We start from the raw sequence: 22,861 nt of genomic DNA, 5'->3' as shown, positions 1-22,861 counted from the left end.
TGCTATGATCCTCACGCCCGGGGTGGCCACGCTAGCACAATTGCGCGCCATCTGGTCCGGGCAAGGGGCTGTCACGCTTGATGCCTCTGCACATGCGGGCATTCAGGCTGCTGCAGATGCAGTCACCCGCGCCGCTGCCGGGGACGTGGCGGTCTATGGCATCAACACAGGTTTTGGCAAACTGGCGAGCGTGAAAATCGCCCCGCGCGATGTCGTACAACTGCAACGCAACCTGATCCTGTCTCACTGCTGTGGCGTGGGGAAGCCTTTGGACGCCGCAACCACGCGCCTGATGATGGCGCTGAAACTGTTGTCGCTGGGGCGCGGTGCATCTGGTGTCGCCATGACCACCGTCGCGCTGATCGAGGCAATGCTGGAGAAGAATGTTCTGCCGGTCATCCCCTCGCAAGGGTCTGTCGGGGCCTCTGGCGATCTGGCCCCGCTTGCCCACATGGCGGCAGCGATGATGGGCGAAGGGGAAGCGATTCATGAGGGGCAGCGTCTGCCAGCGGCGCAAGCGTTGGCACGGGCCGGATTGTCGCCCATCACTCTGGGCCCAAAGGAAGGTTTGGCGTTGATCAATGGCACGCAATTCTCGACCGCCTGCGCGCTGGTCGGTCTGTGGGGGGCATGGGCCAATGCAGCGACGTCCGTGATCACCTGTGCGCTGTCCACGGATGCGATCATGGGCTCAACCGCGCCATTGCAAGACGCCATTCACACATTGCGCGGCCATGCGGGGCAAATCGAAGTGGCCCGCGCACAGCGGGCGTTGATGGAAGGGTCTGAAATCCGCGAAAGCCACCGCGCCGGCGACACACGCGTCCAAGACCCCTATTGCATCCGATGCCAGCCGCAGGTCACTGGCGCCACGATGGACCTGCTGCACTTTGCCGGACAGACACTTGAAATCGAAGCGAACGCTGTCACCGACAACCCGCTGGTGCTGGTCGATGATGATCTGATCGTGTCGGGCGGAAACTTTCACGCTGAACCCGTGGGCTTTGCCGCCGATCAGATCGCCATCGCGATTTCGGAAATCGGGGCCATCGCGCAGCGCCGTGTCGCGCTGATGGTGGACCCGACCCTGTCCTTTGACCTGCCCCCGTTCCTGACGCCGAATCCCGGATTGAATTCGGGGCTGATGATTGCCGAGGTGACGACGGCAGCGCTGATGAGCGAAAACAAGCATCTGGCCAACCCCTGCACCACAGACAGCACGCCGACCTCGGCCAATCAGGAGGATCACGTGAGCATGGCGGCCCATGCCGCCCGTCGGCTGGAGCGGATGAACGCCAACCTAAACGTCATTCTTGGGGTCGAGGCGATTTGTGGAGCCCAAGGGATCGCGTTTCGCGCGCCCTTGCCGACCAGTGCGCCGCTTCAATCCGTCATCGCCGTGCTGCGCCGCGACGTCCCTGAAATCGCCGAGGATCGCTATATGGCTCCTTGTATCGAGGCCGCCGCAAGGATGGTTGCGACTGGATCGTTGTGTATTGCAGTGGATTTGCCCGGATTCGTCAGGGGGGACGTCGCATGACCCCCGTTTCGGTGCGCAAAGGGTCCAGCCCGATCATCCTCGGGTTCCCCCATGCGGGAACTCATGTGCCACCCGACACTGCCGCTGATCTGAATGAAGCCGGGCGCGCCCTGGCAGATACGGATTGGCACATTGACCGGCTTTATGCCGGTCTGTTGCCGGACATCACGACAGTACGTGCGAATTTTCACCGCTACGTCATTGATGCCAATCGTGATCCTGCGGGCGTCAGCCTGTATCCCGGCCAGAACACGACGACACTGGTGCCTCTGACCGATTTTGACGGGCAGAATATCTGGACCACACCGCCGACTGAGTCTGCGATTTCTCCGCGGTTGAGTGCGTTTCACACGCCCTATCACGCCGCGCTTGAAACCGAGATCGCGCGCATTCGCGACTTGCACGGAGTGGCAATCCTGTTCGACTGCCATTCCATACGGTCGCGTATTCCATTCCTGTTTGATGGCACGCTGCCTGATTTCAACATCGGCACAGATCGGGGAAAGACCTGCGCGCCGGAAATCGAGCAGGCTGTTAACGACATCTGCAAAACAGCGTCGGGCTACACATGCGTTCTGAACGGCCGGTTCAAGGGCGGCTGGACGACGCGCCACTATGGTCGACCGGCAGATAACGTGCATGCGATCCAGTTGGAGCTCGCCCAGTCCACCTACCTTGAGGCGGAACATGCGCCGTGGACCTACGACCCAACCAAGGCTGATGCGCTGCGCCACCACCTTACTCGCATTCTGACAACACTTGCTTCCCTCGTCCCAACCGCAGGAGCGACTCAATGAACAACCCGCGCCACAACGTCCGCGATGTTTTTCCCCCGACAGGTTCCGAGATCACAGCCAAGAGCTGGCTGACCGAGGCCCCGATGCGGATGCTGATGAACAACCTTCATCCAGACGTGGCCGAGAACCCGCACGAATTGGTTGTCTATGGCGGCATCGGGCGCGCGGCGCGCACGTGGGAGGATTTTGATGGCATCGTCGCGGCCCTGAAAGACCTTGAAGACACCCAGACCCTGCTGGTGCAGTCGGGCAAACCGGTGGGTGTGTTCAACACCCACAAAGATGCGCCGCGCGTGTTGATCGCCAATTCCAACCTCGTGCCGCATTGGGCAACGTGGGACCATTTCAACGAACTCGATAAGCGCGGGCTGGCGATGTACGGCCAGATGACCGCCGGGTCTTGGATCTATATCGGCACGCAAGGCATCGTGCAGGGCACCTACGAGACGTTCATGGAAGCCGGGCGTCAGCACTATGATGGCAACCTGACCGGGCGCTGGATACTAACTGGCGGGCTGGGTGGCATGGGTGGCGCACAGCCGCTCGCCGCAGTCATGGCCGGGGCCTGCTGTCTGGCGGTGGAGTGTGACGAGACCCGCGCTGATTTCCGCCTGCGCACCCGCTACGTGGATGAGAAAACGCATGATCTCGACACCGCGCTGTCGATGATCGACGCCTGGACCAAGGCGGGTGAGGCCAAATCCGTTGCGCTGATCGGCAATGCGGCGGATGTTTTCCCCGAGCTGGTCAAGCGCGAGATCAGGCCAGATATCGTCACCGACCAGACCTCCGCCCACGACCCGATCCACGGCTATCTGCCGCAAGGGTGGAGTGTCGCCGAATGGCGCGCCAAACAGGAAAGTGACCCCAAATCCGTGGAACAGGCCGCCCGCGCGTCGATGAAAGTGCAGGTCGCCGCAATGGTCGATTTCTGGAACGCAGGCGTGCCCACGCTCGATTACGGCAACAACATCCGGCAGGTCGCGCAAGAGGAGGGGCTGGAAAACGCGTTTGCCTTCCCCGGCTTTGTGCCTGCCTATATCCGCCCGCTGTTCTGTCGTGGCATCGGGCCATTTCGGTGGTGCGCGCTGTCCGGCGATCCCGAGGACATCTACAAGACCGACGCGAAGGTCAAAGAACTGGTGGACGACCCGCACCTGCACAACTGGCTCGACATGGCGCGTGAACGGATCGCGTTTCAGGGGTTGCCCGCACGTATCTGCTGGGTTGGGTTGGGCGTGCGGCACAAGCTGGGCCTCGCCTTCAACGAGATGGTGCGCAACGGTGAACTCTCCGCTCCGGTTGTGATCGGGCGCGATCATCTTGATTCCGGCTCCGTCGCGTCGCCCAACCGCGAGACGGAGGCGATGAAGGACGGCTCGGACGCGGTGTCCGACTGGCCCCTGCTGAACGCCATGCTGAACGTCGCCTCGGGCGCTACCTGGGTGTCGCTGCATCACGGTGGTGGGGTCGGCATGGGCTTTTCGCAGCACTCGGGCATGGTGATCTGTTGTGACGGGACAGAGGATGCAGACCGGCGCATCGCCAATGTGCTGTGGAACGATCCGGCCACGGGCGTCATGCGCCACGCCGATGCAGGATATGACACGGCACTGGATTGTGCCCGCGAACAGGGGTTAAACCTGCCGGGCATTCTGTCGAGGTAAATCATGTTTCTGAAAAACGCCTGGTACGTCGCCGCATGGGATCACGAGGTAATGCGTGATCTTCAGCAAATCACGGTACTCGGCGAAAAGATCTGCATCTTTCGCCTCGAAAGTGGCGAGTTGGTCGGGCTGGAGGACGCCTGCCCGCACCGCAAGCTGCCGCTCTCCAAAGGGCGGATCAAGGGCGACACGGTCGAATGCGGCTATCACGGGCTGACTTTTGATTGCGCGGGCCAATGCGTCTGGGCACCGGGCACCGGGCGCATCCCATCCGAGGCGCGCGTACATGCCTATCCACTGCACGAGAGATACGGGCTGGTCTGGATCTGGATGGGCAATCCGGCCTTGGCTGATCCAAACGATATCTTCGAAATCGAAAACTACGACAACCCGGCATGGGGCATCAATCGCGGTGCGGCGATGGAACTGGACTGCAATTATCTTTTGATGTGCGACAACCTGCTGGACCCGACGCATGTGGCCTGGGTCCACCAAAGCAGCTTTGCCACCGATGCCACCAAGGATACGCCGTTGCGCGTGACCAAAACCGACGAAGGTGTGATCGTGCACCGCTGGATGATGGATCATGAACCGGCCCCGTTTTACAAGAAAGTGGTTGAGTTCGACGGCAATTGCGACCGACTGCAGCACTACGAAGTGCGCTATCCCAGCCATGCGCTGATCAAAGCGGTGTTCACGCCAGCCGGCACGGGTGGGCCGGACGGGCCATTGCATGACAAGACGTTCATCATGGACAGCTACAACTTTATGACGCCGGTGACCGAGTCCCAGACGCGTTACTATTGGTTCCAGCTGCGCAATATTCGCGCGGATGACGAATCCCTGTCGCAGATGATGAGCGAGGATGTCCAACACGCGTTCGAAGAAGACCGCGACGTACTGAATCAAGTGCAGATCGGCATGGCCAACAAAACGTCGCCACACATCGATTTGCCCATTGATGGCGGGCAGTTGCGGTTCCGTCGGCAGCTTCAGGCGATGATCAACGAGGAACAGCAGGTGGATCGCCAGATGGCCGAGTAGGCCAGATTCAGTTGTGCCCGGCGATCAAAGCCGGGCCTGTTTGATAATATTGACGCGTGTTCACCCAAAGCGCTTCAAATACTTAGGCGTCGATGCCACCGAGTGTTTACGTGGTCAGGCGGATCCGCGCACTTTGATTTCACCATCGAACAGTTTTACGAATTGTTCTTCCGGCGATTTTTTTGCGTGTATTGCCCCCACCAAGCGAGACACCGCCGTGCGCCCGATTTCGTCCACGTTCTGAGCGACGGTGGTAAGGCTGGGCACCGTGTAAGGGCACAGTGGGTAGTCATCGTGGCCCATGATCCGCAACCCACCGACACGCTTGCTGCCGGGTTCCAGCCCGTGTGACGCAGCCGCGCGCAACGCGCCAATAGCCACCCGATCGTTTACGCAGAGGATGGAGGAATCGATCAGCCGTCCCGCAGCGAACTCCCTGTCCAGAACCGCCTCTCCATGAGCCTCAAACAGACCGTTGTCCTGTATCATTTCCGTGCCGATGATCTGCGGTTCATGACCCAACTCGTCCATTTTCGCGATATAGGCATGCTCGCGCTCCATCGCGTTGAAGTTCACGCGCGGCATGGCAAGAAAGACGGGTGGCTTACCGACGCGGCACAGATATTCCGTGGCAAGCCCCGTGCTCTGGTCGTGGTTTGTCCCTACGAAATCGACGTCCGGCATGTTTTTTGGACGCGAATCGAACAGCACAAAGGGCAGGCGGGATCGCAGGCGGTCGTGCACTTTCATGTCGCTGTGATTGCCCAACGGGGCAACAAGGGCGCCATCCACGCTCATCGACATGAATGTCTCGGCGGCACGCGCTTCGATCAGCGGGTCGGAATGCGAACACTGGGTGATGACTGTAAATCCGGCTTCCATCGCGGCGCGTTCAATGGCTTCGAGTAGCTTGGTGAAGAACAGATCATTCAGATAGGGGATGATGACCCCGATCATGCCGGTCGATTTGCGATTGAGACGTGTGGCAAAAAAATTCGGAACATATTCAACACGCTCAAGACCTTGCGCGATACGGTCCCGCGAGGTGCGGCTGACGCGCTCCGGGTCCTGGAAATAGCGTGACAGGGTTGGACGAGATACGCCGATTGCGACGGCCAGTTCTTCCATCGTGTCGATACGTTTCTTGTCGCTCTGCACGGAACGGTGCCTCCCTGACTTTGTGTGCACGTGGCTGGATGTCGCTGAATGACAATGAATTTTAACGCGCGCCAAAAAAGTGTCCTGTATCTTGCCTATGATTGCAAGAAAAGAGACACAAAGCGCGCGCGGTGGCACCAAACGACCAGAGCGGTTTGCGTACAAAAAACTTAAATACGTGGGTGCCACATTTGCGACTAAGGGTCAGGACTCACTGGAAAATCGTCACGAGCGCAGCGAGGGCGATCACATAAACGAACACTGCGGTGCATCTGTCGTTGAGAAAAATGGTGAGCCGTGCAGGGTTCGAACCTGCGACCCGCTGATTAAAAGTCAGCTGCTCTACCAACTGAGCTAACGGCCCCACTAGGCGGCCTATCTAGAAAGGGCAGTCCGTCGGGTCAAGCCGATTCTGTCCTGTTTTTCTGCGACATACTGGATTCCCCAAATGCGTGGCGTTATATGCGCGCAATGCATGAACCTTCCTTCTCTGATTGGCCTTTCATGAAAATGCACGGGCTGGGCAACGACTTTGTCGTTGTGGATGCACGTGTGCGGCCCGTTGCCGTGACAGAACGGTTGTTGCAGGCGCTTGCGGATCGGCATCGCGGGGTTGGATTTGACCAGCTTGCGGTGATCACCGAAGGGCGCGATTTGACAATCACCTTCTACAACGCGGATGGCTCGCAATCGGCGGCCTGTGGCAACGCCACCCGCTGTATCGCAGCGCGTGAGATGGACCTGAGCGGTGCCGACACGCTCAGCATTGATGTCACCGGGCGTGGCGCCTTGCAGGCGGTCCGCACCGCGGATGGGGTGACATCTGTCAACATGGGCGTGCCGCTGCTTGACTGGCAAGACATCCCGCTGGCGCATGACGTCGATACGCTGGCCCTGCCCATCGACGGGGCGCCGGTTGCGACGGGTATGGGCAATCCGCATTGCACGTTCTTTGTTGATGATGTGACTGCCGTTGATCTGGCCACCGAAGGCGCACGGATCGAGGTTCATCCGCTGTTTCCCGAACGCATTAATGTGCAATTCGCCCAGGTGATTGGCCCCGACCACATCCGTATGCGCGTCTGGGAGCGTGGCACAGGGATCACGCTGGCCTCTGGTTCGTCCTCCTGTGCTGTCGCCGTGGCGGCAGCCCGCAAGGGGCTGACCGGACGTGCTGTGCGCATTGACCTTGATGGGGGTACGCTCAGCATCGACTGGCGGGATGACGGTGTCTGGATGTCCGGGCCCACTGCGCATGTCTTTGACGGTGTGCTGACCCAAAGCTTTCTCGACTCGCTATGAACGCGCCTGTTTTCTCTAATCACGGCTGCCGCCTGAACGCCTATGAGACCAAGGCGATGGAGGAGCTGGCCACGCAGGCCGGCATGCAGGATGCCGTCGTGATCAACACCTGCGCGGTGACCGCAGAGGCCGTGCGCAAGGCCCGTCAAGACATTCGCAAACTGCGCCGCACACACCCGGACGCCAAGCTGATCGTGACGGGCTGTGCGGCCCAGACCGAACCCGAGACGTTCGCTATTATGGACGAAGTGGACGTCGTCATCGGCAATACCGAAAAGATGCAAGCCAGCACTTGGGCAGGCCTCGCAGGTGATTTCGGCACAGAGCCCGTACAGGTGGACGACATCATGTCGGTCACCGAAACGGCCGGTCATCTGATCGACGGATTTGGCACCCGCAGCCGGGCGTATGTGCAGGTTCAAAACGGGTGCGATCACCGCTGTACCTTCTGCATCATCCCCTATGGGCGCGGCAATTCGCGTTCGGTTCCTGCGGGCGTGGTGGTGGATCAGATCAAGCGTCTGGTGGATCGCGGATTCAACGAGGTGGTGCTAACCGGGGTCGATTTGACCTCGTGGGGCGCTGATCTGCCTTCAGAACCGCGATTGGGTGATCTGGTGCTGCGGATCCTCAAACTGGTGCCCGATCTGGCGCGCTTGCGTATCAGCTCCATCGATTCAATCGAGGTGGACGCAGCCCTGATGCGAGCCATTGCCACCGAACCGCGTCTGATGCCGCATTTGCATCTGTCCTTGCAGCATGGCGACGATCTGATCCTGAAACGGATGAAGCGGCGGCACTTGCGCGATGATGCGATCCGCTTTGCACAGGAGGCGCGCAGGCTGCGCCCGGACATGACGTTCGGCGCTGACATCATTGCGGGGTTCCCGACGGAAACAGAGGCGCATTTCCAGCAGTCTCTGGCGTTGGTGTCGGAGTGTGATCTGACCTGGCTGCACGTGTTCCCCTACTCGCCACGCCCGGGCACGCCAGCTGCGCGTATGCCGCAGGTGAATGGCAAAGCGATCAAGGATCGGGCGGCACGGTTGCGCGCCGCTGGGCAGGCCCAGGTAGAAAAGCACCTGAACGCACAGGTTGGCAAAACGCACCGCATCCTGATGGAAAACCCGACGATGGGCCGCACCGAACATTTTGCCGAGGTTCGTTTGGACGCACCGCAGGTCGAAGGGCAGATCGTGACAACGCGGATTCTGTCCAATTCAGGCACACAGCTCATCGCCTGATACCATCGCCATCTCCATCGCCATCGGCACGTCGGGCGGGCAAAGAAAAAGCCCCGCAAAAAGGCAGGGCTTTCTCAAAATTCGTATGCAGAGCTGCGTCTACTTTTTGTAGCGCGCCTTGACCGGTGCCCAAATGCGTTTGTTCGTCAGGTACAAAAGCACCGACAGAATGGTCAGGAACACAACGCCGACAAAACCTGCCTGTTTGCGCGCCGCCAGCTTGGGTTCTGCTGTCCACATTAGGAACGCAGACACGTCCTCGGACAGGTGCTGCAAGTCCGTTGCATGGCCATCTGCAAACTCAACGTCATCACCATAAAGCGGAGGTGCCATGGCGATCCAGCCACCGGGGAAGACGGTGTTTTCGTAAAGAATCGCACCTGCTTCTTCTTTTTCTTCGCCGGTGTACCCGGTCAGCAGGGCTGTGATGTATTCAGGGCCACCGATCCCGTTCATCAACTGGTTGATGCCCAGACCATAAGGACCGTGGAAACCGGCCCGCGCCTTAGCCATCAGGCTCAGGTCAGGGGCGTTTTCCAGGTTGGACTCAGGGAAATGATCGCTGGGGTTTGCCGGGCGGAAATCGTCCAGTTCGGCGTCGAACACCTCATAGAACTGGGCATAGGCCCGCACCTGATCTTCAGGCAGCCCGGGGCCGCCCTCATCGCTCAGCGTGCGCAGGGGTACGAATTTCAGACCGTGACAGGCGGCGCAAATCTCGGTGTAGATCTGCAAACCGCGCTGCAACTGGTTCTGGTCGTAGGACCCAAACGGACCGTCAAAGGAAAAGTCGACGTTTTCCACATGACCGCCCGCCTTGCCAGCGGCCGAGGCTCCGGTGGCGAGCATGACTGCCACCACCGCACTTGCTGCAAGTTTCTTGAACATTTGCAGTCTCTCCTTATTCCGCGGGTTGTGTCGATGGGGCTGCACCCGCATCGCCACCACCATAGTGTGCGGCAAAGTCTTCTTCGATGGTCGCAGGTTGCGCATCCGGCTTCTCGATCACGCCAAGCAGCGGCAGGATCACGAGGAAGTAGGCGAACCAGTAGGCCGACGCGATCAACGAGATCGTGTTGTATGGCTCTTCGGCTGGCCGTGCACCGACCCACATCAGAACAAAGAAGTCGACAACCAACAGCCAGAACCACCACTTCAGCATCGGGCGGTAGCGGGCCGAGCGGACCGACGATGTGTCGAGCCATGGCGCCAGCGCCATCGCAACGATCGCACCGAACATCGCAACCACACCAAAGAACTTGGCGTCCACGATGCCACCGGTCAGGAAGCCTGCCAGTTGCACGACCCAAACCTCATCCGTGAAGGCACGCAGGATGGCGTAGAACGGCAGGAAGTACCATTCGGGCACGATGTGTGCAGGCGTCGCAAGCGCGTTGGCCTCGATGTAGTTGTCCGGGTGGCCCAGATAGTTGGGCATGTAGCCGACAACCGCAAAGAACACGACGAGGATCACGGCAAGCGCGAACAGGTCCTTGATCACGAAATAGGGCCAGAAGGGCAGCGTGTCTTTCGCCGCTTCCTCTTTCGAGCCACGGCGTACTTCGACACCCGTGGGATTGTTGTTGCCCGTGGTGTGGAAAGCCCAGATATGCAGGATCACAAGACCCGCAATGACGAAGGGCAGCAGATAATGCAGGCTGAAAAAGCGGGTCAGCGTGGCATTGTCCACGGCGGGTCCGCCCAGCAACCAGGTCTGAAGCGCCTCACCGATGAACGGGATCGCACCGAACAGGCCGGTGATCACGGTGGCACCCCAGAACGACATCTGACCCCATGGCAGCACGTAGCCCATAAAGGCGGTGCCCATCATCAGAACGTAGATCAGCATGCCAATCACCCACGTGATCTCGCGTGGCGCCTTGTAGGAACCGTAATAGAGACCGCGGAAAATATGTGCATATACAGCGACAAAGAACAGTGACGCGCCGTTCATGTGCAGATAGCGCAGCATTGCCCCGCCATTCACGTTGCGCATGATGTGTTCAACCGAGGAGAACGCATGGTCGACGTGCGGCGTGTAGTGCATCACCAGAACGATCCCGGTGATGATCTGCAACGCAAGGCAGAACGTCAGCACGATGCCCCAGATCCACATCCAGTTCAGGTTCTTGGGGGTTGGGATCATCAGCGTGTCGTACATCAGGCCAACGATTGGCAACCGCTTGGCGAGGCCCTTTTCCCAGGCCGCCTTTGGTTCATAGTGGTCGTGAGGAATTCCACCCATGGTCGTTTTCTCCCTTAACCAAGCAAGATTGTGGTGTCATCGACGAACTCTGCCTGCGGAATCGGCAGGTTTTCAGGCGCGGGACCTTGGCGGATGCGCCCGGAAATATCGTAGTGCGAGCCGTGGCAGGGGCAGAACCAGCCGCCGAAATTGCCCGCATTGTCCAGTGGAATGCACCCCAGATGCGTGCAAACGCCGGTCATAACGAGCCACTCGCCCGCCTCGTCAATGCTGCGGTTCACGTCAAGGGCGTCGGTGCCTTCGGCGTTGGCATTGCGCGACGATGTGTCGGGCAAATCGGCCAGTTCAACTGCGCGCGCCTCGGCAATCTCGTCTTCTGTCCGGCGGCGGATGAAGACGGGTTTGCCCAGAAAAAGAACCCGCAATTGCGAGCCCGGCTGCAAGTCAGCCACATCCACGCGCATCGTGCTGGCCGCACGCACGTCGGCAGAGGGGTTCATCTGGTTCACAAGCGGCCATACGGCTGCACCTGTGACCACGACGCCCGCACCGCCAGTGGCGTAGTACAGGAAATCGCGGCGGTCGCCGTCATGTTCTTCTTCTGCGTGGGACACGGGGACTTCTCCAGTTTCCAAGCGACCACAAAGGGTCAATGACAGATCAGGTCGCGCGAAACGCGCCACCGACATTGAAAAGCTATCTAGCGCTGTCCGTAGGCCACGTCCAGCGTGCAATCTGGCACACGTGGTCGCAGGGGTCTTGTTTAACCCTTTGTTAAGACTCACGGACCGGGCTGTCGGTTTTCAACTTCGAAAGTGCGCAAAGCGTCCGACTGTGTTTGGGCGCGGGCCAATCGGGGAGTCGTTTTTTCGCAGACGTGACGCCCCGCGCGTCATTTTTCTTGCGCAATCCCGGTCAGGGCGCTGTTGCGGTCATCGATGCGCGTGCTGCAAACCCGTCATACCAGCCCGCCAGTGCTTCACGCCCTTTGCGCCATTCACGCGGCCCGTGCCGAAAATCCAGATACCCCAGCGCACTGCCAACTGAAATGTGGCCAGCGCCGATGGGCCCCGACAGATGGCTCATCCAGCGGGTGTTCAGCGCATCCAGACCCCGGTCGACTTTGCTCCACTGCGCTTCGATCCAGTCCTGCGACTGTTGCGCCTCATCGCGCAGGCGAACTTCATAAACCATGGACACAGCGCTATCCATGATGCCATCGCCCGTGGCTTCGAGCGTCAGCGTTTCCCAACGGCGCGCGCCGGTCGGGTAAAGGCCGCCCTGATACAGGTCATCGAGATAGGCGGTGATCACCCGGCTGTCATACAGCGTCACGCCTTCTGGCCGCTCAAGCGCAGGTATCCGGGCCAGTGGATTGGCTGCCGTCAGGCTCGCATCCGAGTCCAGTGCCGTGGTGGTCACCTGCGCCAGTTCAACAGCATCCGCTTTGTCCAGTTCGTGAAGTAAAACAACGACTTTGCGCGCAAATGGGGAGGCGGGCGAGTAGTAGAGCTTCATGTCGTATCCTGTCTGATTTCGGTTCAGCGTAGCAGAGTGTTCAGTCCTGTCTATCGGCCCCACGCATCAGCCCGGCCAGGATGCGCGTTTCGCTGCCCATCCCATAGGCATCCATATAGTCGGCGGCGCGCAGGCGCACATCGTCGGGTTTGTTCTGGTTCAGTTTCCATGTGCCATCGACGCCCTCGATCTTCATCCGGCAGGGCACGATCTGGCGCATCATCCGATCGAGCACTTCCGGCGTCATCTTGTCGGTTTTCCACGGGCGCTTGGGTTCAAGTTGATCTTCGAAGTGTTTCGACTGGCGGTCCAGCAGCGCGCGCATTTCCTCATGGGGGCGCAGTTCCAGTGTTCCTGTCAGATGCACGGCGACATAGTTCCATGTGGGCACCTGATCGGGCACTTCGTACCAGTCAGGAGAGACATAGCCATCCGCGCCACTGACCGCGATCCGCGCCGCCATCGGGGCCTTGAGCGCCCGTGCGATCGAGTTGGAGCGCACAAGATGCAGATGAAGGTGGCTCGCATCCTCATCAATCAGAAATGGCACATGCGCCATCAGCGGCCCGGCCTCGCCGTTCACCGCCAGAATGCCGAAAGCCCGCGCATGTGCAAAGGCAAGGTTCGCCTGTGCGGTCTGGTCATGGAAAACGGGGTTGGGGTGCATCGGTCTTGTCCATTCTACGTCGCGTCCCTCTTGCCTCTGCGCGCGCGGCTTGGCAACCTGCTGCTGTTCTCAGGGCGGGGCGGAATTCCCCACCGGCGGTATGTAGGCACGACCTGCGAGCCCGCGAGCGCTTCGCCAGTGGCGAGGGTCTAGCAGATCAGGTGAGAGGCCTGAGCCGACGGTCACAGTCCGGATGAAAGAGAACGTGCAGGCGCGCGCCGGACAGGCGTGTGCCACTGCACGCAATCGCCTTGGGTGACGTGTCTGAACCTAAAGGAGATTTGCAATGACACACACCCGCTTCGCATTCGTAAAAGCCCGCTGGCATGCCGATATCGTCGACCGCGCATATCAGGGCTTTACCGAATTGATCCTGCCCGCGCAGGTCGACAGCTATGACGTGCCCGGTGCGTTCGAGATGCCATTGATGGCACAGACCCTCGCTGAAACGGGGCGATATGACGCCATCGCCTGTGCCGCCCTTGTGGTGGACGGGGGCATTTATCGCCATGATTTCGTCGCCTCCGCTGTGGTCGACGGATTGATGCAGGTCGGCCTCAAGACCGGCGTGCCTGTCCTGTCGGTGTCGCTGACGCCGCACCAGTTTCAGGAAACCGCGCATCACATGGGCATTTATGGCGATCATTTCGTGATCAAAGGACGCGAGGCGGCGCAAGCGGCACTTGGTATCCTTGAAACACGGCGCGCCTTGCGCTCAGCGGCCTAGATAGGCGCGCAAAGCCTCCGGTGGGTTGGACATGATCTCGCCCACCGGGCGGGGTGCCTCGGCACGTCCGTCATGGACAAAGATCACTTGATCCGCTGCGCGTTCGGCATCTTCGGGAGCGTGGGTGATCATCAGCACTGTGGCGCCGGTTTCACGCGCCACGGTGCTGGTCAGGTCCAGCATCTCGCCCCTCAGCGCAGGGCCAAGGGCCGCAAAGGGTTCATCAAGCAAGAGCAGGGGCTTGCCCTGTACCAGAACACGGGCCAGAGCCGCGCGGCTTTGCTGCCCGCCTGACACGTCGCCGGGCTTGCGCGATCCAAACGCGGCCAGTCCGACGCTATCGAGTGCGGCTGCGACTTTCGCCTGTTCCTCGCTGTCGAGGCGCAGCGCCGGACGCAAGCCAAGGCCCACATTCTGCGACAGCGTCAGGTGGGGAAACAGGTTGCCGTCCTGAAACAGCATCGCGATGCCCCTCTGATCAGGCGCGGCCGTGCTGACATCCTGTCCATCGACACGGATGGTTCCGATGCTGTCGATGTATCCGCCAAGCGCGTTCAGCAGTGTCGACTTGCCCGCACCTGACGGGCCGATGACGGCCACACGCTGGCCTTTGGCGACCTCAAAGGTGGCGCTAAGCTCAAATGCGCCTTGCGTGATGTGCAGCCCGTCAACCTTCAGCATGTCGTCGCCCCCATGCATCGCACATCCAGAACATCCCCAACGCGAGGGTCAGCAGCAAAAGGGCTGCGCCTGCTGCTGCATCTGTCCGGTAACTGCCCATCAGGCGGTACATCTGCAAGGGCAATGTCGCCCGGTCATTGTCGGCAAACAGGGTCACAACGCCCAGATCCCCGATGGACAGCGCCGCCGACAAGCCCGCGGCAAAGCCCAGTGGCGTGCGCACACGTGGCAGGATGACGATGCGCCAAAGGGCGACGCCCGACAGGCCCAGACCGGCGCTGAGCCGCCCATAGTCGTTCATCACTTGCCGCATCGCAGGAATCAGGATGCGCACAGCAAAGGGCAGGCCCATCGTTGCGTTGACCAGTGCCGTGACAACAAGAGCGAGGTCCGCGGGCGCGGCAAAGGGGTTGATCAAAATGAACCACCCCGTCCCGATCATCAGGGGGAGGCGGCCAGCCCGATCAGCGTGAGCGCCTCCGCCCCGCCCCAGCGCGTCTGCGCCAGCCAGACCGAGATCGGAAGCGCAAGCGCCACCAGCACGGTGGTGCACAGGGTCGCAACCCAGATCGACGTCCAGGCCGCGTGCCAGACTTGCACGGGCATCTGTGCCAGACCGACAACACCTGATCCAACGATGGCCCCCAGCGGGATCAGCAAAAAGGCGGATGCCATCGCGATCCACGCCGCATCAAGCAGCCGCAGTCCAGTGCCTTGCGCATCCCAGCGTTGCACGGGCTGGTCGCGGCCCATTTGCGCAGTGATCGGTGGCAGTATCCATAGGGCGGCCACTGCCGCTGATCCGGCCACAACCAATTGCAAAAGGCTGAGGACAGCGGCCCGCCCCAGATCGAATTCAAAGCGGAAGGCCTGATAGATCGCCAGTTCAATGGTCGTTGCCCGCGGCCCGCCGCCCAAAGTGAGCGCGACGGCAAAGCTGGTGAGGCAAATGACAAAGATCAGGGCAAAGGCACCGGGCACCACCTGCCGTAGCACCGGCCATTCCAGTGTGCGAAACATTACCATCGGGGGCAGGCCCAACTGCCCAGCCAGGCGAAACTGTTCGGCTGGAATAGCCTGCCAGCCTTGCAGGATCAGGCGGGTGGCCAGCGGCATGTTGAAAAAGACATGCGCCAGAACAACGCCTTGCAGCCCGTAAATCGACAGCGGTGGCAGGCCCAGCAGCCCAAGCCACTGACTGACCCATCCCGCGCGTCCAAACACGACCAGCAGGCCCATCACTGCCACGATCACCGGCAGGATAAAAGGGGCGCCCAGCAACGTAACCAGCACGCTGCGTCCGGAAAACCGTCGCCGTGCCAGTGCGCGCGCCACAGGGATGGCAAAAATCACGCTGAACAGCGCCGACAGGAACGACTGCCAGACGGTGAACCGTAGCGCCGCCCAGTCCGCGACACCAAAGCTGACAGGCCACGTCGCTTTGCTGGCCACGGCCACCAGCGCGGCAAGGATCAGCGCAAAGACTGTTCCCGCCGCAACTGGCCCCGTGATCGTTCCGGTTTTTACTGGCTGAGCGTTGCGCGCCATGTCTCGATGGCCTCACCCTGTATCTGCGCAGCTTCGGCCTCGGAATAGAACAGCACCTTTTCAGGGAGCGGCAGTTGCGCCCAGCCTTCGGGCCACTGATCCTGCGGCAAAGCCGAGGGCAGGGACCAGTTCGCTGTCGGGATCATCGCCTGAAAATCCGTGCTCATCACGTAATCCATGAAGGCGTCGGCCAATTCGGGCACGTCCGTTTGCGCAACCTTTCCCACGGTTTCGGCCATGAAATAATGCCCTTCGGGGAAGATCGCGGCTTTCTTGTTGAAATCCTCTTCTGCGAACATGTGATAGGCGGGTGAAGTGGTGTAGCTGAGGACCATGTCTGCCTCGCCATCGGTGAATAGACCGTAGCTGGCCGACCAGTCCTTGGTCACGGTCAGGATCTTGGGGGCGAGTTGGGCCCATGCTGCGTCCGCCTCATCGCCGTAGACCGCATGCACCCACAAGACGAGCGCAAGGCCCGAGATCGAGGTGCGCGGGTCCTGAATGACGATCTTGATGTCGTCGTCCATCGCAAGCAGATCCTCAAAGCTCGCCGGGGGCGTATCGATGCGGGTTTCGTCATAGATGAAAGCGGTGTGCCCGTAATTGAACGGCAGGAACGTGTCATCGTCCCACGCGATAGGCAGGGTCAGGTCCGCGGTGTTCTGGCCGTGGGGTGCAAACAAATCCGTTGCACGTGCTTTCGCGGTGACATCCGTGGTCAGACCGATCACGACATCCGCTTTGGTCCTCTCGCCTTCCAGCAAAAGACGGGGCATCAGATCGCCCGTGGAAAACTGCAGATCGCAGTCACAGATTTCCTCGAAACCCGCTTCGATTTTGGGACCGGGACCCCATTCAGAGGTGAAATAGTCGCCCGCATATACCGTCAGAACGGGTGTTTCAGCGGCGGCCTGGGACGCCAGCACAATGCCAGCCATGATGAGTGTTCTTCGCATGGGTCATCCTTTTTTCTATGCGTCGAACGGCGAAAGAGGATGAAATGCTCAACCTTCCCTCCGCCGGTTCTAACCGGTTCAGGTTCAACGGGTTCGCGCGTGTGCATCTCAGCTGTTTCCAGCACCCCGAGGTAGGGCAAAGGTAAAGCGGGCGCACATCGCCCGCAAGCGGAAAACGCCTTGAGCCGATGATGCCGCACCGCTAGACGGGGACCGAGCAAGGAGCCTGCCGATGTCGATCAACAGCTTTGGCCATCTATTCCGCGTCACCACCTGGGGCGAAAGCCATGGGCCTGCCCTTGGCGCGACGGTCGACGGCTGCCCGCCGGGTGTCGAAATTGACGAGGCGTTCATCCAGCAGTGGATGGACAAGCGCAAACCGGGCCAGAACAAATACACTACGCAGCGGCGCGAGGCGGACGAGGTGCGTATTCTGTCCGGCGTGTTCGAGGGCAAGACCACCGGTACGCCGATCCAGTTGATGATCGAGAACACTGACCAGCGTTCGAAAGATTACGGCGACATCGCCGAGAAATTCCGCCCCGGCCACGCCGACATCACCTATTGGCAGAAATACGGCATTCGCGACTATCGTGGTGGCGGGCGGTCCTCTGCCCGCGAAACCGCTGCCCGTGTGGCCGCAGGTGGTCTGGCCCGTGCGGCACTGGCCAAGTTGGTACCCGGAATCGAGATCAAGGGTTACATGACCCGTATGGGCGCGCACGAGATTGATCGGGACGCCTTTGACTGGGGCCAGATCGACCAGAACCCGTTCTGGGTGCCGGATGCCAAAGCTGCGCAAACTTGGGCGGAGTACCTGGATGGTCTGCGCAAGTCGGGCAGCAGCGTCGGTGCGGTGATCGAGATCGTTGCGCGCAATGTGCCTGCAGGTCTTGGCGCGCCGATCTATGGCAAGCTGGACACCGATCTGGCGGCAGCAATGATGAGCATAAATGCCGTCAAAGGAGTTGAGATCGGCGAAGGTATGTCGGCGGCCATGCTGACGGGTGAATTAAATGCGGATGAGATTGCGATGGGGCCAGATGGCCCTGAATATTCGTCCAATCATGCGGGTGGTATCCTTGGCGGTATTTCGACAGGGCAGGACGTCGTTGTGCGGTTCGCGGTGAAACCGACCTCGTCCATTCTGCAGACGCGCAAGACGATCACCAAATCGGGCCAAGAGGCCGAAATCATCACCAAAGGCCGTCACGATCCGTGCGTGGGTATCCGCGCCGTTCCGGTGGGCGAGGCGATGATGGCCTGCGTGATCCTTGATCACCTGCTTCTGGACCGAGGACAGACCGGCGGCGTGCGCGGCCCGATCGGCTAGGCCAGCATCACTCCGACGGACCGCACTGCATTGCGTAACGTATCCGCGTCGATGCGGGCACGCGCCATTGTGCGCAGCCCTATGTATTGGGCGATCAGCATGTCGGCCAATGCGCCGCGATCCTCTTCTGACAAGCCTGCGTGCTTTGGCGATGCTTTCAGTGCCACATCGATGCCATCGCGCAGCGCGCCGAGCCCTTGTGACACGGCAGCCGCGATTTCGTCGTCATACATGCTGGGCCCAGCAGCGGCGGTGCACAGCAGACATCCGCGCCGGTCACCTTCGGTTACGGTGCGGTATGAATTGGTGAACATCGCCATGATGCGGTCTGCGCCGTCGCGAATGCCCGCGTCGGTCAACAGCGTGACGCCCGCCCGCACGGCCTTACCCTCGTAATGGTCGAGGACTTTCAGGAAGAGCGTCTTTTTGTCGGTAAACGCCTTGTAAAGACTTCCACGGGTCAGCCCCATCCCGTCGAGCAGGTCAGGCAGCGACGCACCTTCATAGCCGTGGGTCCAAAAGACCTGCATCGCTTTTTCTATGGCGTCATCGGTATCAAAGGAACGGGGGCGGCCCATCGGTGTTTCTCCATCTGCTTGCGCCCTAATATAGCGTTCGGAACTGGTTAGTCCAGAACTCACATAAACGTGTTTTGTACTGTTCGGTTCCTTACGCTAGATGTTTGTCATACCAACCCCGAACCCGACAAAGGACACCGACATGATCTCGATACTGAAAAACATCCTCGCCATCGCCCTCGCGGGCTTTATCTCTTTCGCTGCTGTTTCGGCAAATGCAGGCAGCGTCGCCTCGGGCACCTTTGTCGGTGCATCCGATCACATCACGACTGGCGGCGTGGAAGTCATCAAGAATGACGATGGCAGCCATACCGTTGTGCTGGGCGAAGACTTCAGCCTCGACGGCGCGCCCGACCCACGAGTGGGCTTTGGCAAGGATGGCAAATACGACACTGCCACCGGCATGGGCCTGCTGAAATCGCTTAACGGCCAGCAATCCTTTGTGGTGCCTGCGGGCGTGGACCCTGCGGACTATAATGAAATCTACATCTGGTGCCTGAAGTTCAGCGTGCCTTTGGGTGTTGCCGCCATCAATTGACGGTTGCCAAGCGTGCATCTACGGCCCATGGGTTCGGGACATGCTTGCGCCAACGACACAAAACAAACCGGGCACCGCCATCGCTTTGAAGCTGATGGCGGTGTTTCTGTTCATGGTCATGGCGGCGATGATCAAGGAAGCGACGCAGACCGTGCCGGCCGGACAGGCCGTGTTCTTCCGCTCATTCTTTGCCATGCCTATCATTCTTGCGTGGATCTGGCACCGCGGTGATCTGCGCGAGGCTTTAATTCCGGTGAACCTTGCCGGTCACATCTGGCGCGGGCTTTTCGGCACCACGGCTATGGCTCTGACATTTGCCGGGCTGGGCCTGCTGCCGCTGCCCGAAGTAACGGCCATCGGTTACGCCACGCCGATGTTTACGGTCATTCTGGCGGCTGTGATGCTAGGGGAAACAGTGCGCCTGTTCCGCATCAGCGCCGTCGCGCTGGGCCTTGTGGGGGTGATGATCGTGATCTGGCCCCGCTTGAGTGTCGATGCCGATATGCTCGGCACTGCCGGGACCATCGGTGCGCTTTGTGTGCTGGGGGCATCGATCCTGCGCGCCTTCGTGCAGATTCACATCCGCACATTGGTCAAGACAGAACACACAGCCGCCATCGTGTTCTACTTTTCACTGACGGCTACCTTGCTCAGCCTGTTGAGCCTGCCATTTGGCTGGGTGATCCCGTCGACTTTCAACATCGCTTTGCTGATTGGCGCAGGTCTGGTGGGGGGCGTGGCGCAAATCCTCGTCACCTCCAGCTATCGCTTTGGCGGGGCGTCAATGCTTGCCCCGTTTGATTATTCATCCCTGATCTTTGCGGCGATCATCGGTTATTTCGTCTTTGCCGAGGTGCCGACGCTTAACATGGTCGCCGGGGCGACGCTGGTGGTGCTGGGCGGCATTCTGATCATCTGGCGCGAACGGCAGTTGGGGATGGACCGACGCAAGGCACGGCAGGTGACCGACCCCAAAGGGTAGACGGAACAAACGACCCTGTGGCGCATTGAGCCTGCATGAGCATCAAAACAACTCTCGCCCGCGTGTTGCACCCCATCGAACGTCTGGTTGACCGCCTGAAGCGGCGACAGGCACAGCAGCCCTTGATCGAACCCTACCTCGGCTATGCGACGCCAGACACGATCATCCTGCGGGGCCGCGTGCTCAGCGCGCAGCGCCGGGGTCAGCCCAAACCGGATCAAAGCCGGTGGACGAACTTTCGCCAGATGTTGTCGCTGTTTGCCACGGATGAGGTCGGGGGCGTTCAGGTCCGCGCCGCCGGGGTCACTGCGCTGTCCGATGAAGAGGGGTATTTCACCCTCACCCTGCCACGCCAGTCACAGGACATAGGCTGGATCACGCACACTGCCGACCTTGTCGATCTTGCAGGCGTCTCAGCACAGCTTGAGGCGCAAGTGCCCCATCCCGATGCCAGGCGCGGGATTATTTCGGACATCGATGACACGATGCTTGAAACGGGGGCCTACTCGCTCGCGCGCAACCTCTGGACCTCGTTGACCGGCAACGCACTGACCCGCGAAATCTTTGCCGACAGCATAGCGCTGATTGACCACCTGCATGACGGGCGCAACCCGGTGTTCTACGTCAGTTCCTCGCCATGGAACCTGTTTCACTTTTTGCGCGCAATTTTTGAACGTCACGGATTGCTGCGGGCACCAATGTTTCTGCGCGATCTGGGGCTGTCGGAAACGCAGTTCATTACCGGCACCCATGGTGATCACAAGGGGGCGGCCATCGACACGCTGCTGGCGGCGAACCCGACACTGCCCTTTGTGCTGATCGGGGATACCGGGCAGCATGACGCACATGTCTATCTGGACGCAGCACTGCGCCATCCCGGACGCATTGAGCGGGTGATCCTGCGCCAGCCCGGCCCAGGACCTGATGCCAATAGTAGGGCCGCCATAGATGATCTGCGCGCCGTTGGGGTGACAGTGGATACGGCCCCCAACTTTGCTGGTCTTACAGGCGACAGCCTTAGCGTACAGGCGCGTGACACGCCGACGCCTCGACCACTAAACCATCCGGCCCAAAGCGCAGGGTTTCCGCCGCCAGCACGTCGTGCTGGTTGCGATAGGTGATCACCATCATTCCGTGCCCGTGCAGCACATCGACCACTACGAAGGACAGGTCAGGTTGCGCGGCCAGTGCCTTGGCCCAATAGTCCCGCAATGCAGCCTTGCCCTGCAATTCTCCGGTGCCGACCAGCCGCATCGCCTTGTGCGACCGGAAGGTTACAGTGTTGGAATAGTGGGCCAGAATTCGGTCAAGATCGTGGGAGTTCCATGCGGCCTCCCACGCCTCGGCAAATGCGTCAAAGTCCACGAGACCTATGCACGCACCATCTTTTCGTACCCTTCGGCAATGTCGCGGGTGATCGATCCGACTTCAAAGTTGTAGTCTGCAATCTGGCCTACGGGCGTCACTTCGGCGGCGGTGCCGGTCAGCCAGCATTGCTCGAACCCTTCGAGTTCTTCCGGCATGATGACCCGCTCGTGCACCTTGATCTGACGATCCTCTAACATACCGATGACGGTCTGGCGTGTCAGGCCATTCAGGAACACGTCGGCCTTGGGCGTGTGCACTTCACCATCCTTAACGAAAAAGATGTTCGCACCGGTGCATTCAGCCACATAACCGCGATAATCCATGAACAGCGCATCTGAACAGCCCTTGGCCTCGGCGGCGTGTTTGGAAGTGGTGCAGATCATGTAAAGACCTGCGGCCTTGGCATGAACCGGAATGGTCTCTGGGCTTGGGCGTTTCCATTTGGCGATGTCGATCTTGGCGCCCTTCATTTTGGCGTCACCATAATAGCTGCCCCATTCCCAGGCCGCGATGGCCAGATGGACCGGGTTGCGGGCGGATGAAACACCCATGTCTTCGCCTGCGCCGCGCCATGCAACGGCGCGCACATAGGCGTCCGTCAGGCCCTGAGCGGTCAGCACTTCCTGCTTGGCGGCCTCGATCTCGTCCACGGTATAGGGGATCTGGAAATCCAGCTCTCCGGCGGAAAAGTGCAGCCGCTCGGAATGCTTGCGGCTCAGGAAAATCTTGCCGTTGTAGGCGCGCTCACCTTCAAAGACCGAGCTGGCATAGTGCATGGCGTGGGACAGAATGTGGACATTGGCGCTGCGCCAGTCGACCAGTTGGCCGTCCATCCAGATTTTACCGTCGCGATCATCATAGCCAGCCATCTTAGCCTCCCAATTTGCGAAAATTGCGCAATTAGGGCCGTAACGGACATAAAGTTGCGCAAAACCTGCGATTCGATATCGCTTCGCCCTTGGAATGTCAACAAGGCTGACTTAAACTGCCCGCAAAACGATCAGTAA

22 protein-coding genes, 1 tRNA gene, 1 pseudogene and 2 riboswitches are annotated in these 22,861 nt (G+C 60.2%); of the genes and pseudogenes, 11 read left to right on the top strand and 13 right to left on the bottom strand.

The genetic code is table 11. The features are described from left to right. The first annotated feature begins 4 nt into the window (after positions 1 to 4). Genes hutH through ACERZ8_RS04685 form a run of 4 tightly spaced genes read left to right on the top strand, consistent with a single transcriptional unit; the run spans position 5 to position 5,048 of the window. Positions 5 to 1,540, top strand: coding sequence for a histidine ammonia-lyase (gene hutH, locus ACERZ8_RS04700; RefSeq protein ID WP_407590974.1), 1,536 nt, complete (start codon positions 5 to 7; stop codon positions 1,538 to 1,540). Then, positions 1,537 to 2,337 carry an N-formylglutamate deformylase gene (gene hutG, locus ACERZ8_RS04695; RefSeq protein ID WP_407590973.1) on the top strand — a complete coding sequence of 267 codons (801 nt, stop codon included), beginning with the start codon at positions 1,537 to 1,539 and terminating at the stop codon, positions 2,335 to 2,337. The genes hutH and hutG overlap by 4 nt, the downstream gene beginning before the upstream one ends. Next, complete coding sequence (gene hutU, locus ACERZ8_RS04690; RefSeq protein ID WP_407590972.1) at positions 2,334 to 4,004, top strand: urocanate hydratase; 1,671 nt, start codon at positions 2,334 to 2,336, stop codon at positions 4,002 to 4,004. The genes hutG and hutU overlap by 4 nt, the downstream gene beginning before the upstream one ends. Positions 4,005 to 4,007: 3 nt before the next feature. Continuing rightward, positions 4,008 to 5,048, top strand: coding sequence for an aromatic ring-hydroxylating dioxygenase subunit alpha (locus tag ACERZ8_RS04685; RefSeq protein ID WP_407590971.1), 1,041 nt, complete (start codon positions 4,008 to 4,010; stop codon positions 5,046 to 5,048). A gap of 114 nt (positions 5,049 to 5,162) precedes the next feature. On the opposite strand, the gene ACERZ8_RS04680 is transcribed toward ACERZ8_RS04685, so the two are convergent. Beyond that, entirely contained in the window at positions 5,163 to 6,206 is a 1,044-nt protein-coding gene (locus ACERZ8_RS04680) for a LacI family DNA-binding transcriptional regulator (RefSeq protein ID WP_407590970.1), read from the bottom strand. Between the two features lie 288 nt (positions 6,207 to 6,494). Further along, positions 6,495 to 6,570, bottom strand: a tRNA-Lys gene (locus ACERZ8_RS04675). Positions 6,571 to 6,668: 98 nt separating this feature from the next. On the opposite strand from ACERZ8_RS04675, the gene dapF reads away from it, so the two are divergent. Continuing rightward, positions 6,669 to 7,508 carry a diaminopimelate epimerase gene (dapF, locus tag ACERZ8_RS04670; protein ID WP_407590969.1) on the top strand — a complete coding sequence of 280 codons (840 nt, stop codon included), beginning with the start codon at positions 6,669 to 6,671 and terminating at the stop codon, positions 7,506 to 7,508. Next, positions 7,505 to 8,752, top strand: coding sequence for a tRNA (N(6)-L-threonylcarbamoyladenosine(37)-C(2))-methylthiotransferase MtaB (gene mtaB / locus ACERZ8_RS04665; RefSeq protein ID WP_407590968.1), 1,248 nt, complete (start codon positions 7,505 to 7,507; stop codon positions 8,750 to 8,752). Before dapF ends, mtaB begins: the two co-directional genes overlap by 4 nt. A 99-nt stretch (positions 8,753 to 8,851) precedes the next feature. Here the strand turns inward: mtaB and ACERZ8_RS04660 are convergent, their stop codons facing one another. The 5 genes from ACERZ8_RS04660 to ACERZ8_RS04640 all read right to left on the bottom strand — a co-directional run bounded on the left by ACERZ8_RS04660 (position 8,852) and on the right by ACERZ8_RS04640 (position 13,143). Next, a complete protein-coding gene (locus tag ACERZ8_RS04660; RefSeq protein WP_407590967.1) occupies positions 8,852 to 9,640 on the bottom strand; it encodes a cytochrome c1 in 789 nt (262 codons plus the stop codon). 13 nt (positions 9,641 to 9,653) lie between these two features. After that, positions 9,654 to 10,997 carry a cytochrome b gene (locus tag ACERZ8_RS04655; RefSeq protein WP_407590966.1) on the bottom strand — a complete coding sequence of 448 codons (1,344 nt, stop codon included), beginning with the start codon at positions 10,995 to 10,997 and terminating at the stop codon, positions 9,654 to 9,656. A gap of 14 nt (positions 10,998 to 11,011) precedes the next feature. Next, on the bottom strand, positions 11,012 to 11,572 hold the full coding sequence (petA, locus tag ACERZ8_RS04650) for a ubiquinol-cytochrome c reductase iron-sulfur subunit (protein WP_407590965.1): 561 nt from the start codon (positions 11,570 to 11,572) through the stop codon (positions 11,012 to 11,014). Between the two features lie 301 nt (positions 11,573 to 11,873). After that, positions 11,874 to 12,476, bottom strand: coding sequence for a glutathione S-transferase (locus ACERZ8_RS04645; protein WP_407590964.1), 603 nt, complete (start codon positions 12,474 to 12,476; stop codon positions 11,874 to 11,876). Between the two features lie 40 nt (positions 12,477 to 12,516). Continuing rightward, positions 12,517 to 13,143: an FMN-binding negative transcriptional regulator gene (locus ACERZ8_RS04640; RefSeq protein ID WP_407590963.1), complete on the bottom strand. Its 627-nt coding sequence runs from the start codon at positions 13,141 to 13,143 to the stop codon at positions 12,517 to 12,519. Positions 13,144 to 13,204: 61 nt separating this feature from the next. Continuing rightward, a riboswitch (FMN riboswitch) is annotated at positions 13,205 to 13,352 on the top strand. A gap of 77 nt (positions 13,353 to 13,429) precedes the next feature. On the opposite strand from ACERZ8_RS04640, the gene ACERZ8_RS04635 reads away from it, so the two are divergent. After that, positions 13,430 to 13,870 carry a 6,7-dimethyl-8-ribityllumazine synthase gene (locus ACERZ8_RS04635; protein ID WP_407590962.1) on the top strand — a complete coding sequence of 147 codons (441 nt, stop codon included), beginning with the start codon at positions 13,430 to 13,432 and terminating at the stop codon, positions 13,868 to 13,870. On the opposite strand, the gene ACERZ8_RS04630 is transcribed toward ACERZ8_RS04635, so the two are convergent. The 3 genes and pseudogenes from ACERZ8_RS04630 to ACERZ8_RS04620 form a co-directional block, all read right to left on the bottom strand. Continuing rightward, positions 13,859 to 14,551, bottom strand: a complete 693-nt coding sequence (locus ACERZ8_RS04630) for a thiamine ABC transporter ATP-binding protein (RefSeq protein ID WP_407590961.1) — start codon at positions 14,549 to 14,551, stop codon at positions 13,859 to 13,861. The two genes, ACERZ8_RS04635 and ACERZ8_RS04630, sit on opposite strands and share 12 nt — an antisense overlap. After that, a pseudogene (locus tag ACERZ8_RS04625) lies at positions 14,538 to 16,099 on the bottom strand (thiamine/thiamine pyrophosphate ABC transporter permease ThiP). Before ACERZ8_RS04625 ends, ACERZ8_RS04630 begins: the two are co-directional and overlap by 14 nt. Further along, entirely contained in the window at positions 16,075 to 17,055 is a 981-nt protein-coding gene (locus ACERZ8_RS04620; protein ID WP_407590960.1) for a thiamine ABC transporter substrate-binding protein, read from the bottom strand. Before ACERZ8_RS04620 ends, ACERZ8_RS04625 begins: the two are co-directional and overlap by 25 nt. A 38-nt stretch (positions 17,056 to 17,093) precedes the next feature. Next, positions 17,094 to 17,194, bottom strand: a riboswitch (TPP riboswitch). 93 nt (positions 17,195 to 17,287) lie between these two features. Here ACERZ8_RS04620 and aroC point away from each other — a divergent pair. Continuing rightward, on the top strand, positions 17,288 to 18,388 hold the full coding sequence (gene aroC, locus ACERZ8_RS04615) for a chorismate synthase (protein WP_407590959.1): 1,101 nt from the start codon (positions 17,288 to 17,290) through the stop codon (positions 18,386 to 18,388). Here the strand turns inward: aroC and ACERZ8_RS04610 are convergent. Further along, positions 18,385 to 18,966 (bottom strand): TetR/AcrR family transcriptional regulator, encoded by a 582-nt coding sequence (locus ACERZ8_RS04610; protein ID WP_407590958.1) that lies wholly within the window; start codon positions 18,964 to 18,966, stop codon positions 18,385 to 18,387. The genes aroC and ACERZ8_RS04610 overlap by 4 nt on opposite strands. A gap of 142 nt (positions 18,967 to 19,108) precedes the next feature. On the opposite strand from ACERZ8_RS04610, the gene ACERZ8_RS04605 reads away from it, so the two are divergent. From ACERZ8_RS04605 to ACERZ8_RS04595, 3 genes are read left to right on the top strand one after another with little or no spacing between them, the layout of a single operon-like run. Further along, positions 19,109 to 19,504, top strand: a complete 396-nt coding sequence (locus ACERZ8_RS04605) for a DM13 domain-containing protein (protein WP_407590957.1) — start codon at positions 19,109 to 19,111, stop codon at positions 19,502 to 19,504. Positions 19,505 to 19,544: 40 nt separating this feature from the next. Beyond that, the gene (locus ACERZ8_RS04600; protein WP_407590955.1) at positions 19,545 to 20,486 is read left to right on the top strand and encodes a DMT family transporter; all 942 of its coding nucleotides are present in this window, start codon (positions 19,545 to 19,547) and stop codon (positions 20,484 to 20,486) included. Between the two features lie 35 nt (positions 20,487 to 20,521). Further along, positions 20,522 to 21,607, top strand: a complete 1,086-nt coding sequence (locus ACERZ8_RS04595; RefSeq protein ID WP_407590954.1) for a phosphatase domain-containing protein — start codon at positions 20,522 to 20,524, stop codon at positions 21,605 to 21,607. Here ACERZ8_RS04595 and ACERZ8_RS04590 read toward each other — a convergent pair. Further along, on the bottom strand, positions 21,504 to 21,851 hold the full coding sequence (locus ACERZ8_RS04590) for a nuclear transport factor 2 family protein (protein ID WP_407590953.1): 348 nt from the start codon (positions 21,849 to 21,851) through the stop codon (positions 21,504 to 21,506). The two genes, ACERZ8_RS04595 and ACERZ8_RS04590, sit on opposite strands and share 104 nt — an antisense overlap. Before the next feature lie 5 nt (positions 21,852 to 21,856). Further along, positions 21,857 to 22,723: a branched-chain amino acid aminotransferase gene (locus tag ACERZ8_RS04585; RefSeq protein ID WP_407590952.1), complete on the bottom strand. Its 867-nt coding sequence runs from the start codon at positions 22,721 to 22,723 to the stop codon at positions 21,857 to 21,859. Between the last annotated feature and the right edge of the window lie 138 nt (positions 22,724 to 22,861).

The sequence above is a fragment of the Tateyamaria armeniaca genome (genome assembly GCF_045797845.1).
GTDB classification, from domain to species: Bacteria; Pseudomonadota; Alphaproteobacteria; order Rhodobacterales; family Rhodobacteraceae; genus Tateyamaria; species Tateyamaria armeniaca.
This window is presented reverse-complemented; position numbering and strand designations above follow the sequence as displayed.

Coding starts and splice junctions, on each gene's coding strand:
- ACERZ8_RS04655 (WP_407590966.1), bottom strand. CDS start 10,997: ATGGGTGGAATTCCTCACGACCACTATGAACCAAAGGCGGCCTGGGAA.
- ACERZ8_RS04600 (WP_407590955.1), top strand. CDS start 19,545: ATGCTTGCGCCAACGACACAAAACAAACCGGGCACCGCCATCGCTTTG.
- ACERZ8_RS04585 (WP_407590952.1), bottom strand. CDS start 22,723: ATGGCTGGCTATGATGATCGCGACGGTAAAATCTGGATGGACGGCCAA.
- mtaB (WP_407590968.1), top strand. CDS start 7,505: ATGAACGCGCCTGTTTTCTCTAATCACGGCTGCCGCCTGAACGCCTAT.
- ACERZ8_RS04610 (WP_407590958.1), bottom strand. CDS start 18,966: ATGGGCCGCCCCCGTTCCTTTGATACCGATGACGCCATAGAAAAAGCG.
- ACERZ8_RS04640 (WP_407590963.1), bottom strand. CDS start 13,143: ATGCACCCCAACCCCGTTTTCCATGACCAGACCGCACAGGCGAACCTT.
- ACERZ8_RS04605 (WP_407590957.1), top strand. CDS start 19,109: ATGATCTCGATACTGAAAAACATCCTCGCCATCGCCCTCGCGGGCTTT.
- ACERZ8_RS04595 (WP_407590954.1), top strand. CDS start 20,522: ATGAGCATCAAAACAACTCTCGCCCGCGTGTTGCACCCCATCGAACGT.
- ACERZ8_RS04660 (WP_407590967.1), bottom strand. CDS start 9,640: ATGTTCAAGAAACTTGCAGCAAGTGCGGTGGTGGCAGTCATGCTCGCC.
- ACERZ8_RS04630 (WP_407590961.1), bottom strand. CDS start 14,551: ATGCTGAAGGTTGACGGGCTGCACATCACGCAAGGCGCATTTGAGCTT.
- ACERZ8_RS04620 (WP_407590960.1), bottom strand. CDS start 17,055: ATGCGAAGAACACTCATCATGGCTGGCATTGTGCTGGCGTCCCAGGCC.
- ACERZ8_RS04645 (WP_407590964.1), bottom strand. CDS start 12,476: ATGAAGCTCTACTACTCGCCCGCCTCCCCATTTGCGCGCAAAGTCGTT.
- hutU (WP_407590972.1), top strand. CDS start 2,334: ATGAACAACCCGCGCCACAACGTCCGCGATGTTTTTCCCCCGACAGGT.
- ACERZ8_RS04685 (WP_407590971.1), top strand. CDS start 4,008: ATGTTTCTGAAAAACGCCTGGTACGTCGCCGCATGGGATCACGAGGTA.
- aroC (WP_407590959.1), top strand. CDS start 17,288: ATGTCGATCAACAGCTTTGGCCATCTATTCCGCGTCACCACCTGGGGC.
- hutH (WP_407590974.1), top strand. CDS start 5: ATGATCCTCACGCCCGGGGTGGCCACGCTAGCACAATTGCGCGCCATC.
- ACERZ8_RS04635 (WP_407590962.1), top strand. CDS start 13,430: ATGACACACACCCGCTTCGCATTCGTAAAAGCCCGCTGGCATGCCGAT.
- hutG (WP_407590973.1), top strand. CDS start 1,537: ATGACCCCCGTTTCGGTGCGCAAAGGGTCCAGCCCGATCATCCTCGGG.
- dapF (WP_407590969.1), top strand. CDS start 6,669: ATGCGCGCAATGCATGAACCTTCCTTCTCTGATTGGCCTTTCATGAAA.